14 protein-coding genes are annotated in these 18896 nt (G+C 40.4%); 6 read left to right on the forward strand and 8 right to left on the reverse strand.

Annotation, left to right across the window (positions count from 1 at the left end):
• Positions 1-74: 74 nt before the first annotated feature.
• Complete coding sequence (locus tag ACO1XM_RS20680) at positions 75-2630, reverse strand: tetratricopeptide repeat protein (protein WP_486232610.1); 2556 nt, start codon at positions 2628-2630, stop codon at positions 75-77.
• Between the two features lie 123 nt (positions 2631-2753).
• Between ACO1XM_RS20680 and ACO1XM_RS20685 the strand changes: the two genes are divergently transcribed.
• The gene (locus tag ACO1XM_RS20685; protein ID WP_486232612.1) at positions 2754-4214 is read left to right on the forward strand and encodes a hypothetical protein; all 1461 of its coding nucleotides are present in this window, start codon (positions 2754-2756) and stop codon (positions 4212-4214) included.
• Positions 4215-4446: 232 nt separating this feature from the next.
• Here the strand turns inward: ACO1XM_RS20685 and ACO1XM_RS20690 are convergent, their stop codons facing one another.
• From ACO1XM_RS20690 to ACO1XM_RS20705, 4 genes are all read right to left on the reverse strand, one after another.
• Positions 4447-4851 (reverse strand): response regulator, encoded by a 405-nt coding sequence (locus ACO1XM_RS20690; protein WP_127123423.1) that lies wholly within the window; start codon positions 4849-4851, stop codon positions 4447-4449.
• A gap of 113 nt (positions 4852-4964) precedes the next feature.
• Positions 4965-6506 carry an L-piperidine-6-carboxylate dehydrogenase gene (gene amaB / locus ACO1XM_RS20695; RefSeq protein WP_486232614.1) on the reverse strand — a complete coding sequence of 514 codons (1542 nt, stop codon included), beginning with the start codon at positions 6504-6506 and terminating at the stop codon, positions 4965-4967.
• Between the two features lie 44 nt (positions 6507-6550).
• Positions 6551-7984, reverse strand: coding sequence for a S1C family serine protease (locus ACO1XM_RS20700; RefSeq protein WP_486232616.1), 1434 nt, complete (start codon positions 7982-7984; stop codon positions 6551-6553).
• A gap of 244 nt (positions 7985-8228) precedes the next feature.
• The gene (locus tag ACO1XM_RS20705) at positions 8229-8672 is read right to left on the reverse strand and encodes an Hsp20/alpha crystallin family protein (protein ID WP_486232618.1); all 444 of its coding nucleotides are present in this window, start codon (positions 8670-8672) and stop codon (positions 8229-8231) included.
• A 443-nt stretch (positions 8673-9115) separates the two neighbouring features.
• On the opposite strand from ACO1XM_RS20705, the gene ACO1XM_RS20710 reads away from it, so the two are divergent.
• Positions 9116-12007, forward strand: a complete 2892-nt coding sequence (locus ACO1XM_RS20710; RefSeq protein ID WP_486232620.1) for a CHAT domain-containing protein — start codon at positions 9116-9118, stop codon at positions 12005-12007.
• 29 nt (positions 12008-12036) lie between these two features.
• Here ACO1XM_RS20710 and ACO1XM_RS20715 read toward each other — a convergent pair whose 3' ends face one another.
• From ACO1XM_RS20715 to ACO1XM_RS20725, 3 genes are read right to left on the reverse strand one after another with little or no spacing between them, the layout of a single operon-like run.
• Positions 12037-12408, reverse strand: coding sequence for a hypothetical protein (locus ACO1XM_RS20715; protein WP_486232622.1), 372 nt, complete (start codon positions 12406-12408; stop codon positions 12037-12039).
• A 10-nt stretch (positions 12409-12418) separates the two neighbouring features.
• A complete protein-coding gene (locus tag ACO1XM_RS20720; protein WP_486232624.1) occupies positions 12419-13147 on the reverse strand; it encodes a tetratricopeptide repeat protein in 729 nt (242 codons plus the stop codon).
• A gap of 13 nt (positions 13148-13160) precedes the next feature.
• Complete coding sequence (locus ACO1XM_RS20725; protein ID WP_486232626.1) at positions 13161-13616, reverse strand: RNA polymerase sigma factor; 456 nt, start codon at positions 13614-13616, stop codon at positions 13161-13163.
• A gap of 198 nt (positions 13617-13814) precedes the next feature.
• Here ACO1XM_RS20725 and ACO1XM_RS20730 point away from each other — a divergent pair, with 198 nt between their 5' ends.
• From ACO1XM_RS20730 to ACO1XM_RS20745, 4 genes are all read left to right on the forward strand, one after another.
• Positions 13815-14063 carry a response regulator transcription factor gene (locus ACO1XM_RS20730; RefSeq protein ID WP_486232628.1) on the forward strand — a complete coding sequence of 83 codons (249 nt, stop codon included), beginning with the start codon at positions 13815-13817 and terminating at the stop codon, positions 14061-14063.
• 124 nt (positions 14064-14187) lie between these two features.
• Positions 14188-15684, forward strand: a complete 1497-nt coding sequence (locus ACO1XM_RS20735) for a hypothetical protein (RefSeq protein ID WP_486232630.1) — start codon at positions 14188-14190, stop codon at positions 15682-15684.
• Positions 15685-15875: 191 nt separating this feature from the next.
• Entirely contained in the window at positions 15876-18281 is a 2406-nt protein-coding gene (locus tag ACO1XM_RS20740) for a T9SS type A sorting domain-containing protein (RefSeq protein ID WP_486232632.1), read from the forward strand.
• A gap of 146 nt (positions 18282-18427) precedes the next feature.
• Positions 18428-18889, forward strand: coding sequence for a hypothetical protein (locus ACO1XM_RS20745; RefSeq protein ID WP_486232634.1), 462 nt, complete (start codon positions 18428-18430; stop codon positions 18887-18889).
• The last annotated feature ends 7 nt before the right edge of the window (positions 18890-18896 follow it).

Here is an 18896-nt window from a genome sequence, read left to right on the forward strand (position 1 = left end):
GCAAAACAATAATAAGAAATACTACCTGCAGAATACAGAAAAGTTGATGAAGCGACTGTTAATTATTTAAGTGTCTATTTACAAAGGATGTGATCGAACTCCTCCTCCTCATAAATCTGTCTCTTTACTTGCTTTCCCGCTTGGTCGTAATAGATAACAATATGCACCTCTGCCTCCTCTACAAACTTGTCCGTCATATAAAAAGGCTGTTCGCTGCTGCCCAGGTTTACAATAGAGGTGTAGGTAGGCTCCAGAAGAACTCCATTTCTGTTAGATAGTACTCCATAGAAATTATCCTGTTTATAAATCAATACTTGTTCTTCGCTGGCATTCTTAAAAGCTACAAATTCAGTAATCTTACCCAGTCGAAAATTAAAGCTACTCAGGTCTAGAAAACGCCAGGAGAAATGATGCTTGACCAGGGCCACGGAGTCGTTCCAGTATTGTATTTCATCAAATTCAAATTTGCTAAGTGGTTTATCATCCCAACCAATAAAACCATAGGCTCCGTTTTTAAAAGACACAATCAGTTTATCATTGTAGGCGATCAGGTTTCTATCGTAGGACGGTTTAATGATTTTATCATTGTCGCGGTTAATTAATCCGAACTTCTTCCTGGACAGTACCGGCACCGCCAGTGCTGTTGCACTGCCAAAGGCATCAAAGTCGGCTAAGGATAAAACAATACCCTTTTTATTAATGAGTATGCGTTTATCTCTTTTTTTATAAGTAAAATAATCGGCACTTACACAATCAACATGGTCTGCCTGCACGGTAAATAATTTATTACCCGCTTTATCGATGATGGTTTTTCTGTCGCCTTCTGAAATCATTAAATACGATACATTCGCATTGGTGAGCAGATCAACTTTTAATTGCGATGAGAAACGATGAAGTGTGCTGCCCGCAAAAACAAAAGTTGAATCGTTGCGATACCCTATGGCTGCAAATGAAAGTATATATGCACTATCCAATACCGTTTGCTTTTTATCTAAACTGTTGGTTAAGTGATATTGCCCCAGTCGCTTGCCCAGCTTCCAGTTTTCGGTCAGTTGTAAATCATCATAAACTTCACCCTGTTTGCCATTCACCACAATACTAAGCTGCTTACCCTGCTTTACAATCAGCAAATCTTGCATCCTTTCGATTTGCTGTGGTGCAAGTGCTACCACAAATTGAAGATTTACATCAAGCAGACCTGTTTGATTTCCTTTTCTTACCCAAAGATGGTTTTCATCCATGCTTTTCACTTCATCAAAATAATTTGTAAACTGAAGTGCTTGACCATTAATATGCAGGCCAAGGCTACTGGCGGTAGTCAGCCGATAGCCTTGTGTCTCTTTAAAAATGATGTTGTCACCGTATGCCATTACATCATCCCAGTTACCAGACAGCAACTTTCTGCCTGTGAGTGTATAGAGATGCCCGCCTTCATTTTTCGAAAATAAAAAATGATGCCCCACTAACTTCGCTTGCTGATCCAGGCAAATCAATCCTGATTTGTGCATGACTTTTGTGCCTTCTGTTTTATAATCAACCAGCAGAAATCCAAAACCGATATCCTCCACATCCACTACCTCTGTGGCCAACACTTGGCCGGCTCTCGACACCAATTGCTGTTTAGTAAACAACACATCTTGCATAAAACCATCACAAACAATATCAGCATTGAGTGTGTCAGTCATATTACTTAAATGCTCCTCGCCTTTTATATCCAAAAAACTATAGGCACCGTTTTTCCAAACGGGTATCCACGTATGCCCTTCCAGCGATAGTGCTTTGCTGAGGGAGTCTGTTAATATGTGTTGCAATTGCGCTGGCTGCTCTCTCAAAAAATAATAAAGAAAGTTCCTGGCTTGTTTCGCATAGGTATTAGTAGGATGTATCTTCAAAAAATGTTGAAAGGCTTTTACCTCACCTGAAGCTGTGCTCAATTGAAATACCTGAAGCTCTGCCTGTTGCCGGTACGGAGTTTGGGGGTATTCTTCAAGAAACCGTATATAGCTGTTTAACTTCTGGTCCTTGGTTTTACTTTCAAAAAGTAATTTTTCATAGCGTTTGTTTGCTTCTTCAGCCCTGCTCGCCCGTGGATAAGCTTTTACATATGCCTCGAAGCTTTGGTAAGTATTTTCTTTCAGGGCATCCAGAAAAGCAACCTCCTCCTGCAATTCAATGGCCCTGGCCAGTTGGCTGGAGCCAGCATAGTTGTTGATGAAAAAAGAATAGGCTTCTACATTATTTAATTTTTTAGCCCTACTGAAAGCACTACTGTCGATGTAGGTCCTCAGCTTTAACAAGCCCAGACTATCAAATGGAAAACGTAGATTTTTTTCCTTATCTTTTTTTGTAAGCCTGTTGAAGTAATTTTGAGCACTGCGTGTGAGCAAGGACGCAGAATCGATGTTGAATTTGGGATTTGCCGGAGTAAAATAAAACCAGGCATAGGTGTAAATAGCGCCCAGGTTCAAACTATCCTTGCGAAGGGCCTTCTTTACCTGCATCTCCACCTTATTCCAGTTTTCTTTGCCCAGGTTATTCCAGGCAAGGCGCTCAGGTGCCAGCTGACTGTAGCTTTTCAGCGACAGCAGTAAAAAGAGGACGCAGGCAAAAAATGGGAGGCGTTTTCTCATACCTGATCTAAAACGTGAAGGTAAGGAAAGCGAGGAGTTCTTTACCTTCTGTAAAACAGCTTTCACCGAATATTGTGAGCACAGAAATATTTTTTATCTTGAACATTGAAATAAACCGATCTGATGGCCAAGCTCAAAAATATTGTTAAACAGCTTTCCGAAAAAGATTTTCAGGCTATCCACGACAGTTTGGTAGAAAGTAATGCGGACAAATCTGCTTATCTGCTAAAATCACTGCGTGAGCGCCAGCTGTCTGACAACAAAATTATGGCCGAGTTGGAGGTGAATGCCAACGCTTACTACACCCTGCGTTCCAGACTCAACCTGAAAATTGAGGAGTATTTGATGGCACAGCTGGAAAGTCCGCGCACAGATGTGCTCAAAAAGCTGGCGAACATCAATGAAGTGCTCTTTACCAAGAAAAAAGCCATTTCAGTAGCCACGCTTAAGAAGCTGGAAAAAGAGTTGCTCGATTATGATTTGGCTAACGAGTTGACTACCATCTATAAATCGCTCAAAAAACTTAATATTAATTCACCGGATTACTTTCAGTACTCTCAGCTATACAACCGCCATGTGGCCTACATGCTGGCCCTGGACAAGGCTGAGGATTTGCTGGCTGATTATTTCAAGAAATACGGAGACTATCTGTTTACGGGTGGAGAAGTAGAAAAACTAAGCCTGGGTTTACTGTTGAAGGAGATGGATAACGTCTCTAAACTTTACGAGTCGCATCGTCTGTTCGTTTACCACAGCTGCATGTCTATTTTTCACCGGCTTTTTGTGGAACCCGATGATACCTACCGTCCGGACCTGGAGTCAATAGAAGATGTTTTTGCTAAAGTTCAAAAAATCTTTGAAACCTATAACCTTGATTCAATCTACTATCATTTGAATCTGGTGTTTGAGTTTTTACGATTAGAATATTATACCCATTACAAAGTTTATCGCGAGTCTGAAAAGTACTTTGAGGAAGTAAATGATGCCGCAACAAACTTGTTGGTTAATTATCCTACCTACACTTTCCCAGCCCAGTTTTTAATTACTAAAATTCAAAGACATTTACGCCTGGGCAATGAGGGTGACCTTTATCAGGAAAATGAAAACTTGTTTCTGGATTTTGAGGTAGACCCGATGGATGTACCCAAGCATACCATCTACACTACCTACCGGGCCATGGCTTGTTATTATGCCGGCAAGTATGATGAGGCTGCCAAGATCCTGAACAACCTTTTAAATGAAGTCAGTCTCAAGAAATACGCCATTACTTTTATGGAGGTAAAGGCCTTGCTGTCGTTGCAATATGTAATGATGCAGGATTATGAATTGTTCAATCAGATCAGCAATAGCATACAACGCCAGATCCGCTTACTCGGTAAAGACAGTTGTGAGAATATTTTGTTATTCCTGAAGGTACTTAAGATTACAACCAGCGAAGCCAAAAAAGAAAAGGCTAAGAAAATCAGCGCTTTGCTGCCGCGGTTAAAAACTCTGGAAGTGAAATATTTTGCTCCTACGTTGCTGATCCGCTTTGATGACAAATTTGTGAAGCAGCTTACAGATATAGAGCCGGTGAACAACTAATAGTTACTAGCTGTCAGCTGCGAGCTACTAGACATCTGAAAAAACATGCCTGAATAATGATTTGGAAAACAGACGTTATTCGGTAAAACCGAAACAATGGTTCTTTTCTTATCTTATTTTCTCAGCCGTTAAGAAGCTGAGTATACAAATTAGACTATGGTCTGTTTAAAAAACAATTCGGTGTTTTCTCTTTTCAAATCGTGAGCAGATACTAACTGGGTTTAGGAGAGCACTACACCTCCAGTTTAATGATGCTTTCGTGTGAGAGTGGCTTGTTGAGATAAAGCTTTACGTTTTCGTATTTCTTTGAACGATTAAAGTCTTGCGGGTTGATGGAAGAGGTGAGCATAACAATGCGGCACTTTTTCTTGGCCACGGCTGAAAGTTTTTCGAACTCATCCAGGAATTGAAAACCATCCATCAGGGGCATATCGATATCCAGGAAAATTACGTCTGGCAATACCTGATCTGCCACGCCCGTTTTTTCCATATTCTTCAAAAACTCAATGGCGCTTTTTGCACCCGTGTGTGTGTAGATATTTTCTGCAATGGAAGCTGCCTCTATCATTTTCTGATTGATGAGGTTGTCTATCTCATTATCGTCAATCAACATTACGGTCTTGTACTTCTTTGCCATGGAAAACTGGTATATTATTTACTAAAAATATACAAATAGGGCTATATAACAAATATAGTTACAAATTAAAAGGCTATAAAGTGCCTAGAAGTGATAAGCGGATATAGAGTCCGTTATATATCGAACTTGATCCCCTGCGCCAATGGCAAAGTGCTACCATAGTTAATGGTGTTCGTTTGTCTTCGCATATATACCTTCCAGGCATCAGAACCCGATTCGCGTCCACCGCCTGTTTCTTTTTCGCCACCAAAAGCTCCGCCAATTTCTGCACCAGAGGTACCAATATTAACGTTGGCAATGCCACAATCAGAACCTGCATGAGACAGGAATTTCTCCATCTCTTGCATGTGGTTTGTCATAATCGCTGAGGACAATCCTTGCTTCACGCCATTTTGAAGTGCTATGGCCTCCTCAATGGTGCTATAAGGCATAATGTATAAAATAGGTGCAAAGGTTTCGTGTTGCACAATCGCGTATTCGTTCTTGACTTCCGCAATGGCAGGTTTTACATAACATCCAGACTCATATCCTTTTCCGCTAAGTACACCACCCCTCACCAAAATCTCACCTCCTTCTTCTTTTACTTTACGTAACGCAGCACTATACGCTTTTACAGCCAACTGATCAATCAGGGGCCCCACATGGTTGTTGGCATCCAACGGATTACCTATGCTCAATTGCGAATAGGCTTTCTTCAATCTTTCTTTTACTTCTTCATACACACTTTCGTGAATGATCAATCTGCGTGTAGTGGTGCAACGTTGACCCGCTGTACCCACAGCACCAAACAATGCACCGCGAATGGCAATATCTAAATTTGCATGTTCAGAAATAATGATGGCATTGTTGCCACCCAACTCAAGCAAGGCACGTCCCAAACGCTCACCTACCGTTCTGCCCACGGCTTTTCCCATACGCACTGAACCAGTCGCTGAAACTAAGGGTACACGCTCATCGGCAGCCATGAGCTGACCAATAACTGCATCCCCGTTGATGATACAGGATACACCTTCAGGCACATCATTTTTTTCAAAAACTTTATTGATAATATTCTGGCAGGCTATGCTGCACAAAGGCGTTTTCTCTGAGGGTTTCCAAACACATACATCACCACAAACCCAGGCCAGCATGGTATTCCACGACCACACCGCTACAGGAAAATTAAAAGCAGAAATAATACCGACAATACCCAAAGGATGGTATTGCTCATACATGCGGTGATTAGGGCGTTCAGAGTGCATGGTAAGTCCATTCAACTGACGCGAAAGGCCAACAGCAAAATCGCAGATGTCTATCATCTCCTGCACTTCGCCCAATCCTTCCTGATAGGATTTACCCATTTCGTAAGAAACAAGTTTCCCAAGGGGTTCTTTGTATTTTCTAAGCGCAACACCAATCTGGCGCACTACTTCTCCGCGCTTGGGTGCTGGCCATAAACGCCATGCTTCAAAAGCACTTGCCGCTTGTTGAATTACGGCATGATAGGCTTTCTCATCAGTAGCCTGTACTGTACCAATTAATTTACCATCGGCAGGCGAGTAAGATTCAAGTTTGGCACCTTTGGTTTTGTACCATGTAGAACCTGTAGATGTACCTTGATTAGATCTGTTTACACCCAATGTTTTGAGTGCTTCTTGCATGCCAAAATTATTCATGGTTATCAGTATTTACCATGCAAAACTAACAGGAATTTCAGAAGCTACCAGTCAATTCCGTAGGTACCTTTTTCTCCATCAGCATAATAGCCCTCTATGAGTATGCCGCCCTTCTTAAAATCGAGAATACGGTTAAAATCTTCAACATTATTAACAGGTAGTTTGTCAACGAAAGCAATGATAAAGCCCTCTTTTACTCCGCTTTTCTTCCATTTGCCTTCTTTGAGTGATGCAATGCGTACACCGCCCTCTAACTGAAGGGCTGCCAGTTCTTTGTAGTTAATATCTTCAAGTGTAGCCCCATCCATTTCATACTTTACTTCTTTTACAGCAATATTTTCCAGGCCTTCGCTGTTGCGCAAACGCACTTTTACATCTTGGGTGTTACCGGCTCTTACATAGGTTACAGTTAATTCTTTTCCGGGCCTGTTTCTGGCTACCCACTCCTGTAATTCTGAAACTGTATTTACCGTATGCCTGTCAATTGAAACAATCACATCTCCTTGTTGTATGCCCGCTGCCTGCGCTGCACTGTTTTCATTTACCCTGCTTACCAATACACCCTGATTAATCGACAACTGAAGATCTTCTGCCAGCTCCGCATTTACATCGGTAATCTGAACGCCTAACAAGCCGCGCTGTACCTGACCAAACTCCAGCAGGTCGTCCATTACTTTTTTTACAAGACTTACAGGTATAGCAAATGAATAACCCTGATAGCCTCCGTTAGAGGTGGCGATGGCTGAATTAATACCGATCAATTCTCCCTTTAAATTTACCAAGGCGCCTCCACTGTTGCCGGGATTTACAGCAGCATCGGTTTGTAAAAATGCCTCCACCTGTAAGTTGTTGCGATCGCGCAAGATGCCAATGTTGCGTGCCTTTGCACTGATGATACCAGCAGTAACTGTTGAGTTGAGATCGAATGGATTGCCAATGGCCAGCACCCACTCACCGAGTTGCACATTATCTGAGTTACCATATTTAACAAAGGGAAGTTGTCTGCCTTTGATTTTAAGCAAGGCTAAATCGGTGCTGGGGTCCACGCCCATTAACTTAGCATAAAAGCGTTGGTTGTTGTTCATTACCACTTCAATGTTGGTGGCATCTTCAATTACATGATAATTGGTTACAACATAACCATCATCGGAAACAATAACACCGGAACCGGAAGAGCGTGCTGACCAATCCTGGCGAAAGGCCAGAGGATTAAAACTAAAATCGCCAGGGCCATAAGAAGTTCTGATATGCACAACGCCCGGTGTTATGCTTTTGGCTGTGGCCAGAAAATCTAAACCGGGAGGCACCTGATAGCTGGTGTCTGTTTTGTAGTTGGTGAGTATGCTGTTTTGTCTTTCTTCGATGGAATTATAAGTACTGACAGAAGTGTCAATGAAACGCGCGGTATAAATGGAGCCCACAATTCCACCCACACATGCCGCCACCAATATTACAGCCACAAACAGATACCGTTTCATACTTATTCGTTTATACTAGAAAGGTAAGACTAATTAGCTAACCTTATTTTGATATAACGTTCTAAATGAAGGTTAGTTAAAAAAAGAAAGGCATTCTTTCGAATGCCTTCTCTGATCCCGCACCACCAGGATCGCTCCTCAACCCGTATCGGCTTTGTGCCGATACACCCTAAATCTTGCCGTCTACTATTGTGTCAACACTCGTTTGACGGAAGTAAAGCACTGGAGTGCTCTTTGTGCGTTCTTACTTTACACGAATACTTGTCTTCAGTATTTTCTTTTCGTCTTTTGGCAATGTTAATTCCAAAATACCATTGGTGTATGCCGCTTCGATTTTGTTTACATCGATGTTATCGGGCAAGGTAAATGTTCTGCTAAACGAGCCGTAGCTTGTTTCGATGGAACGGAAGTTATTTTCCTTTTTCTCCTTGCTGTATTTACGCTCACCACTAATGGTCAGGCGGTCTTCGTTGATATCGATCTTGAAGTCTTCCTTGTTCATGCCAGGTACGGCAACCTGTACTTCAAAAGCTTTTTCATCTTCGAATACATCTACCTTAGGCACAAAGGAGTAAGCAGTAGAACCGCCAGTGCGTGCAACAGATTCATTAAAGAAACGATCGATTACATGACCAAATGAGGTTGGTACAAAATCGTTTACCACGGAGTTATACTTGATAAGGCTCATAATTTTTATTGTTTAAGTTTTAAAATCCTTTTGGAAAGCTTATCAGGAAAATTTGTGCCGGGGTGATTTTTAGGACATTTTGGCTTATTATATGGAATAGAGGGGTATAAATAATGTCATTTTGGCTTATTTAAATTAAAGTTTAACATATTTGTGTCATTCTGTATATCGGTTTCTACGTTTTGAAGGACCATTATCATTCTGCAGATGCTGCCCTGGAGACTTAACCATATAGCGCTGGCGGCAGATAGCAGCCTGAAAGAACAGGTTAGAAATCATCTGTTCAGAGAGGTATGATCTGTTAAATGAAGAGCATAAAAACAGACTGAGTTTAATAATAGTAGTCATCACACATAAATCATTTATTTTTAAAAAACAAGATTCATTAGCAGATGAAATACACATGGTGTAGACTCATGATAACATGTAAAGGAGCAAACTCAATGTTGAGCGCATTTTGTTTTTGTCTCTTTATATCAGCGGGCCTGCTGTCATGCACCAATAAGCAGGACATTCAATCACTGCAATCGGTATTTTTGTCGGCTGCAGATTCGTTGAAAGTTTCAGGGCTTTTTAAAGAAGCTGAGTTAGCTTATTTAGCAGCACTTTCTCAAGAGAAAGATTCTATGGCATTGCTGTCTTCTGTTTTTGCATTGGCAGAGGTTAACTTATTATTAAAGGAAAATCTAACTGCTAAGGAATTTATTGACCGTGCACGGCTTTTAGCAGAACAATTAAATATAAATGATTCGTCACACCAATTAACGCTTACTGTTTTGAAGGCTGAATACGCCTACAATACTCAGGCGTATGAAGAAGGTATTTCTAAGCTTGAGAGTAGTAAGTACCTGATCAGGAGTGGTGATCAGTCAATTAAAATGCGTTATTACCTAATACTGGGTTCATTGTACAGGTTTGGACGAAATGACTACAACAATGCAGAAAAGTATTTACTTCAGGCGCGGATACTTCTTGAATCACTTTATCAAAAGTCTGTCTATCACCCAATACTTTTTTACAGGCTTGCAGCTACTGCACGGTTAAAATCAGATTTTGATATGAGCATTAATTATGCACATTTAATGCTATCTGCGATTCATGCTTTACCTGAGTCGGATTCATCGCTAAGCCGTTTAGCCTATAGTGTTCTGGCAAATACCTATTCTTCCTTAGAGAAATATCAAATGGCTATTACATACTATGATTCTTCTATTCTTTTTGAAAGTACTGGCTCAACAAGTAAGACATTGGCTACCATTTTAAGTAATAAAGCTTTTGCACAACAGCAAACTAAACAATATTCAAACGCACTGAACACTTACAATACTGCCCTCAAGGTGCTCGCTGCCGATGGAATTGAAAACTATTCTGATGTACATATGAACCTTGCCCATCTTCATCGGATTACAGGTCATTATGACTCGTCCTTATACTACTATAGAAAAGTTAAATGTTATCGTGATCAGTATTATTTGTCACCCTCAGCTGATAAAGGGTATGCCTATTATCGCTACGCTTCCCTGTTAAAAGAAATAAAGAAAACCGATAGCAGTCTTTTTTATATTCAAAAAGCCCTTGCTGAAATTTCAAGACCTGAATTTGATCAATCCTACACTATTAATCCCGGTTTGCAGGATTTTATTGACCGTACCAATTCTGTCGAAATGCTTTGTCTGAAGGGGGCTTTATTAAAAGAAAAATTCGAATCAGATCCAGATTATAACTACCTCCATTTAAGCGTTACATGCTATAAACTGGCTAACCATGTGCTTAAATTAAACGCAGCGCAATTTGCACATGAAAACTCACAGCTAATTAATATTAGTCACATGTGGCCAAATCTGGTATCTGGTATTGACGTGCTGTATCAATATTATACACAAAATCCAGCAGCACATGTTGAAGTTGTGTACGACTACATAGTGGGGACAAAATCTCAATTAATGCTGAGCCGCTTGAATAAGCAAAGTGTAGAGGAAGTTTATCTTCCTGAAGAGGCTGTAGCAAAACTAAGACACTTAAAACAGGAGTCAGCTTACTGGCAGGTTGCGTTAAATCTGACAACAAACGAAAAGGAAAGCCTGACAAAAAAGATTGATAGTCTTGACCGCGTGCGCGCTGACTACTACAAACAGTTGAATTTTGAATTTCCGGCTTACGCCAATGCTAAAATTGATTCTATTCCCACACTTAAAGATATGAAAGTCTATTGCGCGGAAAACAACAAAACGATTATAGATTATACCTGGAGTGATGAGGCTGTATATGCACTTAGAATAGATAGTGCAGGTAGTGAATTTTTCAATCTTGCTAAAAGTCATGCAATCAAATCAGATATTGATTCCCTAATGTTTCAATTGGAAAATCCATCACTTCAGCATAAGGACTACGCTCTGTTAAGTCATAAATTGTTTACTACATTACTTGAACCTGTATTAAGAACAGGCCTTGCTGAAGACGTCATTGTTGTTGCAGACAACGTTTTGCTCAAGGTACCTTTCGATGCCTTATTGAAAACGTATACTGGCAGGGAGAAAGGTTACAAAGAGCTCGATTATCTGCTTCATTCCTGTAAAATATCGTATGCTTTGTCATTGGCATCATTAATAAAAACTCATAAACCTATGCCACAGACTGGTGAAGCACTTGCCATGGCTTATGGTGTGCATGCTAATGATCTCTTATCGTTAAGTAATTCTGAATCTGAAATTGAGTTACTTGCTAATTTTTCAGGTGGTGAATTTTTTAGTCAGCAGTCCTGTACTAAAGAAAACTTCCTTGAACATGCCAAGCAGGCATCTATTATTCATTTAGCAGTTCACGGTATGGCTGATACGACTAATCGCTATACCTCATATTTACAATTTCCATATAGTAATACAGAAAGCAAGAAATTATACACCTATGAGCTTTATCGTTATCATATACCTGCTTCATTAGTTGTACTCAGTACCTGTGAAAGTGGAGTCGGAATGTATGAAGTGAGTGAAGGCGTATTTAGTATTGCACGTGGCTTCCTTTCTTCAGGTACACAAGCTGTTATGCAAAGTTTGTGGAAACTCAATGATCAGGCTTCACTGAAAGTTTTTGAGGGTTTCTATCAAAACCTGAATGAAGGAAAAACCTTAAACGAGGGACTGAGATTAGCCAAACAACAATATTTACAATCTTCGGATAATTACACAAGCCACCCAGCTTACTGGGCTGGCTTGGTATTTATCGGAAATGATGGTACTGTCGTTTTAGAGAAAGATAATCGTATGTATGTTTGGATTATCTGCGCATCATTGGTTTTTTTAACATTGATTTTTTTAATATTCAATCAACGCAAGTGAAGAATTAATCTTCTAAAAGAAAAGATTAATTAATGACATTTTCTTCCGGGATCTGTGCAAATATCATAAGCAAAATACTTAACAGCACTACTATCGGATTCGTCCGGATTAAAGGCTAATAAAAAATAAACCTTTTGTCCTGGGTCGAGTTTAATATGTCGTGAATTGATACCTCTGATTTTTGAACCTACGCTGGGTCCACCAGTACCATCAACTTCATCAATTTCAATCAATGCCATTTTTTGGTGGCCATGCATATTATTTTTCCCAGGCGGATCTATGATATGACCTGCAATATGATTTACAAAATCTTTTTCCTGAACGTCATCTTTCTTCTGTGAGCACGCAACAACCAACAGCATTGCTATCAGCATTAGTTTTGGTAATAAGTTTGTTTTCATGGTATAGGGTTTAATTAAGTTTCTCCAAAATCAGTTGAGCTTTTGATTTATACGAACTCCCTCGCAACACTACCTTCTTCAAAGCCTCACTTGCCTTCTCTCTATTTTCCAACTTCAAATAACTCACGGCTATGTACCACTCTGCCTGTTCATCAAATACTTCGTATTCATTTAGTACTTTTTCGAAAAGTGGTAAAGCCTTTTCTGCCTGGTTAATGGCCAGGTAACAATTGCCGAGATAAAATGAGATATCTACATCCTTGTGATCTATACGATTAAACAATAAAGCAGCCTCCTCATATTGTTTTTGATCGTAAGCCCTGAAAGCAAGTGCTTTGAGCGTACTGTCGTTGGGCATTTCACCCCGAACGGTTGGCATAATGATGTTCGGATACACCTCGAAATGGCTAGCAAAAAGTTCCTGTTCACTGACAGCACTTGGCCATAAGGCGTAAGTGACAAGTCCGATCAAAAGCACAGCTGCCGCCTGTAACCAGGTATTGTACCAAAGGCTAAGACCATTTTTACTAACTGGAGGCAAAGTACTTTCCAGGTTCTTTAAATCTTTCAATGCAAGTTTACGTGATGCTTGAATAATGCCCGCGCGCAGCAACTTCATATCAGCCACTTGCTGCCGAAGTGAATCATCATGCAGGAGCCTTTCTTCAAAAGCAGTGCGTTCCTGCTCAGAGAGATTTCCCTCCAGGTAACGATCTACTATGTCTAAATTCTCTTGCATACTAAACACTCCATTATTGGCTTTCTTTCATCAGCTTCCGCAAACGTTCCAGGCATTTATATTTCTGGTTCTTTGCCGAATCCGCATTTTTATAATCAAACATGACCACTAATTGCTCCATGCTTCTTTTATGGTAATAATATTCTATTAAAAGACTACGACAAGGTTCGCCCAGTTGTTCAAGACTGGCTTCTACTTTTTGAAGCAGTTCTTCTGGCAGGCTCTCGTCATCAATGTCCTCCGGCTTAAAGTCATCGCTTTTTCTTCGCTCCCGCACCGTCTCATAATATTTATTTCTGCCGATACTGAACAAGTACGTTTTCACCTGACTTGTAAGGATCGTTAATTTTCCGTTTTGAATATTTTCGTAAAAAATCAAAATAGTTTGCTGGTAGATATCTTTCGCCAGTTCATTGTCGCACCCCATTCTTCCGCAAAGCCATTGAATAAACTCCGTTCTGTAATGCACGTAAAGGTCAGTTAACGCGCGGTTACCTTCTTTTTTAATTTGGTCAACTATATCTGAAAACTGTGGGCTCAAAAATTGATGTCGTAATGTGGCGTAAGTAACCCTTATACTTCAATAATATGAAAATAAAATTATTCTACCCACAAAAGGGTACCTTTTTGAAAAAGCTTCATAAAAAGGAAACAAACCCTAATCTTTATGAAGACGCTTATAACACACCGCGAACAGGAAATTCTACGATTAATGGCTCAGGGCATGAGCTCCAAAAGTATTGCAAACGAATTAGGGGTGAGCTTTCACACCATACAAACGCACCGTAAAAATATTTTGCGCAAACTCAATGAAAACAGTACCATTCGTGCTGTAACTGTGGCCACTACGGTTGGTCTAATTCCGGCAAACAAACTAAATGTGCCACTTTATTTTAATAATGAGCAGTCGTACTAGCGCATTACTGCAAATACCATGATTATGGTATTTTGCTTTTAAGCGTTAAACTTAACTTGTGCTATCTGCTACGGTTCAATATATTGTGGCCTTGAGGCTTTAATCTTACCTAACATACAAATCTATGAACAGAGTTATTCTCTCTGCCCTGCTACTAACCATCTCAAGTTTAGCTTACGCGCAAAATAAATCGCTTGGCGTGGGCACCAGCACACCCAATCCGAATGCAGCGCTTCATGTAGAATCGCCAACGGGCAACCAGGGTGCCATTATGCCCAGACTAAGCACAGCACAACGGTTGGCTATGGGTAGTATCCTGAATGCTGCAGATGCAGGTCTTCTACTGTATGATAATGATTTGAAAGGACTGTTCATCTGGGATGGGGCAGCCTGGCAGAGTTCTGCCAAATTACAATTCCCCTTAGTCGATACCTTGAGCACCTTACCTCCTAATGGCAATGCTTTACGCATTGTTTATAACAGTACAGATGCCGGCAATTTTGGCGTTGCACACTTTGAAAATATTAATCCTAACTCAGGCTTTAGCGCATTGTTTGCCCGTACTAACTCGGCCACCAACGGTGCCGCAGATTTCGTAGTAAGCAATCCTGCCAACAATAACGATGCTGTGGGGGTAACAACTAATGCCCTCAATGGTCGTGCGGGTGCCTTTTCACTTAACAATCCCGGTAATCGTAATCACGCCTTGTATGCACAAAGCAACGGAGACTCTACTGGATCTGCTGTACATGGCAATAATGTAGGCAATGGTTTTGGTGTATTTGGCCGATCGGCCGGATCTAAATTTGCTTCTGCTGCTGTTTATGGAGAGCATGTAGGTACCGGTGATGCAGCTGGTGCATTTAGGATTAATAATTCTGCTAATAATTATTCTGCATTATATGGTGAGACTAATGGAAATGGTCCCGCTATTTTTGGTAATAATTTAGGTCCGGTTGGGCGTGCTGGCCAATTTCAGATTGGCAATGCCAGTAATCCAAATGCCGCTTTGCGTGGTTTTACAAGCGGTCTTGGTAATGCAGCTTTTCTTACTGTTAATAATCCCCTAAATAGCTCTCCAGCAATTCTGGCAGAAACAAATGGCACCGGTAACACTATAAGTGCATTAAATAATGGAACAGGTTTCGCTTTATATGCTCGAGCTATTGGAACAACCGATGCCATTTATGCTCAGAAATTAGGTGGTGACGGTACAGGGAGTGCGGGTAATTTCCAGAATCAAGAACCTTTAAATAATGCCTCAACTCTCTTTGCACTTACTAATGCATCAGGAGGATCTGCTTTAGGAGCAATAAATTCTGCTAATGGAAATGCTTTTGCGATTTTCCAGGGAGGAATGAAAGTTTCAACTGCAACCTTAAATGCTAGTACAAATACATTAATAACCTCGAGAGCAATCGCTTATTTTATTGAAGATGCATCAGCTGTATTTACTTTTAGTGGCGGTGTTGCTTTTGCAGAGGGTGACGTGATATATCTTTATAATGGTGATGGAACAAATAATGCAACTATAGATTCACTTACTATACCGTCCAATCAAGGTATTGTTGGCATCTACATGGCTGGGGCCTTACGGTTCTTTGCATATGTGGCTCCTTAATTTTTGTGTATTCTTCTTAGCTCAAAATGGTTTTAATCATTACTTAAAACCATTTCGCTGGAAAGAACATAAAATTGATTGTAGCTTCTATGGTTTATACTTTTGGTACTCCCGGTTGAATTAAATATGTAAATAGGTATTGATTGTTTACAGTTAAAAAAAGAACTCAATCCATTATATCTGACTTTATTATGAAAAGAATTTCATTAGTCATTATTGTACTGGTTACAACATTTTCACTCAAAGCACAATTCATTGTTAACAATAATGGCATTGACCTTGTCAGCAACACAACAATTTCAACCAATGGCGATTGGGTAAATACCGGTGTATTTACCAACAACGGCATTTTAATTTTAAAAGATAATTGGATAAACCAGGGCACTTATCAGGCCGGAAGTGGAAAAGTAATACTCGATTATGACGTCAACCATAGTTTTAATCATAACAATCAGGCAGTAACAAGCTTAGCCAAGCGTGGCATTGGCAGTGCAGCTTTAATCAGCAATGTACTGGTAACCGATTCATTGCTGTTAGAAAATGGTATCATCCTTACCAATGCAGACACCTTACTTGTTGACAACGGAGCTTTGGTTAATGCCAGTAATACAAGTTATGTTTCAGGTTACCTTACACATTTAGGTAATGGCAATAAATATTTTCCGGTCGGCAATGGCATTAATGCATTTCCGGTAACACTTACACAAGTTAGTGGCGCTGAGCCTAAAGTTACAGCCGCTGTGGAAACATTTCCGGCTGGTTACACTGCCGGTGCTGGTGTGGATTCATTGCTGAATAATTTTCCTGTGGCCTGGCGCATCAATGCCTCCACTCAAACAGACACGGCTTCTTACATTCAATTTCAGTTTCCGGATAATGTGCTTGCTTCTCCTGCTGTTGCTGTAGCTGCACGCGCTGTTTCAGGCAATCGCTTTGAAGGCATGGGCAAACGCAGCCTGAGTAGTAACAGTGGTAACAGTACACTTACCAGTTACTCAAAAGGCTTAAGAGGATTGTTTACCATTGCAGCCGGCTTTGGTGGTAATTTTGAAACAGACTCCCTGGCCCTTGTAAGCTTCTACAACAATACAGGTGCAACCGCATGGACAAAAGATACAAACTGGCTAAGTGGTAATGTCAATACCTGGCAGGGTGTAACACAAACAGGAAATTCTATCACCGCTATTAACCTGAATGCTGCTAACATTACAGGAAGTATGCCTGCAGAAATCGCAGACATACTTAGTTTAACCAATGTAAATGTGGCAGACAATAACATTAACGCTATTCCAGATTTCTCTGCACTTACTGCCCTAAGCAGTTTAAATGTTTCTAATAACAATCTTGATTTTGCATCACTTGAACCTAACGTTGGTCTCGGTGCCATTATCAATTACGCCAATCAAAAACCAATTAACCTTAACTTGGGCGATACGGTTTTAGTCAACGTTGGTGAGGATTATGTTTTAGCAGCTACGGTTGGTGGTACTCAGAATAACTATTCTTTTAAACGTAACAATAACCTGGTTGATGAAAGTCTTAATGGTAATTTGCCTTTAAGTGCCATCAACAGAACTAACATGGGGCGTTATGAAGCAGACATCACCAATGCGCTCGTACCCAATCTCACTTTAAAAACCATTCCGGTTGACATCCTTGCTGTTGCTTCCATCAACGGAAGGATGCTCGTCAATGCCAATGAAGCTGCCAGTAGCGGTGTAGTTGAATTATTCCGCATTACGGAAAGTGGGGCGTATGATACTACTCAGGTTAATGCCATCAATACCAATGGCAATTATGTTTTCAATAATGTGATTTTGGCTGATTACATTTTATTGGCTAAACCCAATGAGCAGATACACACACAATCTATTCCTACTTACAATGGCAATACCATTTTTTGGGAAGAAGCCGATGCTGTGGTGTTAAACAACAGTATTGGTGGCTTGGATATTATTGCCAGTGCTAAACCTGGCACTTCAGTAGGTGATGGTTTACTTGGTGGTTTTCTGGAGGAAGATGATGGAACAGGCACACGTACCGAAAAAACAAGCAGGATAAAAGGTGCTGGTGTCACGGCACGCAGGTCGCAAGGCACGGGTCGTGGTAAAGATGTAATCTATATTTTAGTGGGTTATACAAGCACAGATGACGATGGACTTTTTAGTTTCTCCAATTTACCGCAAGGCAACTATCGTCTTAACATTCAGTATCCTGGAAATCCAATGGATTCAACTTCTTTTATTGATTTTACAATCGGCTCCGGACTCAACGCTGAAGTGCAAGTTTCAGCCACTGTTTTTGATGGTAAGATCACCGTACGCGAACGCATTGTAACTGGCATATTTGAAGCCGATGAATTTAAAGCAAGCATTTTCCCTAATCCAGCCGTTGAAACGCTGCAAATAGCATTTGAGAATGCTTTACCGAATAGAGAAATGATTTTAATTGATTTAAACGGCAGCAGACTTAAACAACAAGCGGCACCGGAAAAGCAAAATGAACTCAATGTAAGCGATTTGCCCAGTGGTACTTACCTGCTTCAGATTAAGGAAGGCCTAGCACTTAAAAAAATAGTCAGGGTAGTTATACAGTAACTGACAAATAAAATCCCGTAGATCAATGTAATCTGCGGGATTTCTATTTTACGACACTACAATTTCAGTTAATCAATAATAATACAAGAAAACGGGTATTGTTCAGTGCCCCATTTTGCAGTATTTTAGATTGAAATATTGGCTTTATGAAAACATCATTAAAATACCTCTCGCTTTTCACACTATTACTTCTTTTTACCCTTGGCTGTAAAGATGATCCAGGGCCTAAACCGACAGAAGCAGAATTAAGAACAGAAATACTAACTGCAGGAAACGGAACCTGGAATTTACCGGCCACTGGCGGAGTAATATTGGGCGAAGGAGTAAGTACGATCGACATTAGTGAGTTGTTTCAAAACTTTAGTATAACTTTTACAAGTACAGGCTATACAACTACCGGCACTACACCCGTATGGGAAAGAGCCGGCACCTGGGCTTTTGTAGATGATAGCGGTACAAAATTCAGAAGAAACGATAACCTGGAAGTAAACATCATCGCCATCTCCGCCAATTCTGTAAAGTTTACTCTGCAGTGGGATGAGACTACTTATGAGGATGGAAGAGACAAATCTCTGGCAGGCTTGCATACTTTCACATTCAATAAATAATGACCTG

The organism is Chryseotalea sp. (genome assembly GCF_057350905.1).

Bases quoted from the DNA above. Each gene is read 5' to 3' on its own strand.
- ACO1XM_RS20700 (WP_486232616.1), bottom strand. From the start codon at position 7,984: ATGAAACGGTATCTGTTTGTGGCTGTAATATTGGTGGCGGCATGTGTG.
- ACO1XM_RS20680 (WP_486232610.1), bottom strand. From the start codon at position 2,630: ATGAGAAAACGCCTCCCATTTTTTGCCTGCGTCCTCTTTTTACTGCTG.
- ACO1XM_RS20705 (WP_486232618.1), bottom strand. From the start codon at position 8,672: ATGAGCCTTATCAAGTATAACTCCGTGGTAAACGATTTTGTACCAACC.
- ACO1XM_RS20690 (WP_127123423.1), bottom strand. From the start codon at position 4,851: ATGGCAAAGAAGTACAAGACCGTAATGTTGATTGACGATAATGAGATA.
- ACO1XM_RS20715 (WP_486232622.1), bottom strand. From the start codon at position 12,408: ATGAAAACAAACTTATTACCAAAACTAATGCTGATAGCAATGCTGTTG.
- ACO1XM_RS20740 (WP_486232632.1), top strand. From the start codon at position 15,876: ATGAAAAGAATTTCATTAGTCATTATTGTACTGGTTACAACATTTTCA.
- ACO1XM_RS20720 (WP_486232624.1), bottom strand. From the start codon at position 13,147: ATGCAAGAGAATTTAGACATAGTAGATCGTTACCTGGAGGGAAATCTC.
- amaB (WP_486232614.1), bottom strand. From the start codon at position 6,506: ATGAATAATTTTGGCATGCAAGAAGCACTCAAAACATTGGGTGTAAAC.
- ACO1XM_RS20730 (WP_486232628.1), top strand. From the start codon at position 13,815: ATGAAGACGCTTATAACACACCGCGAACAGGAAATTCTACGATTAATG.
- ACO1XM_RS20745 (WP_486232634.1), top strand. From the start codon at position 18,428: ATGAAAACATCATTAAAATACCTCTCGCTTTTCACACTATTACTTCTT.
- ACO1XM_RS20710 (WP_486232620.1), top strand. From the start codon at position 9,116: ATGTTGAGCGCATTTTGTTTTTGTCTCTTTATATCAGCGGGCCTGCTG.
- ACO1XM_RS20735 (WP_486232630.1), top strand. From the start codon at position 14,188: ATGAACAGAGTTATTCTCTCTGCCCTGCTACTAACCATCTCAAGTTTA.
- ACO1XM_RS20685 (WP_486232612.1), top strand. From the start codon at position 2,754: ATGGCCAAGCTCAAAAATATTGTTAAACAGCTTTCCGAAAAAGATTTT.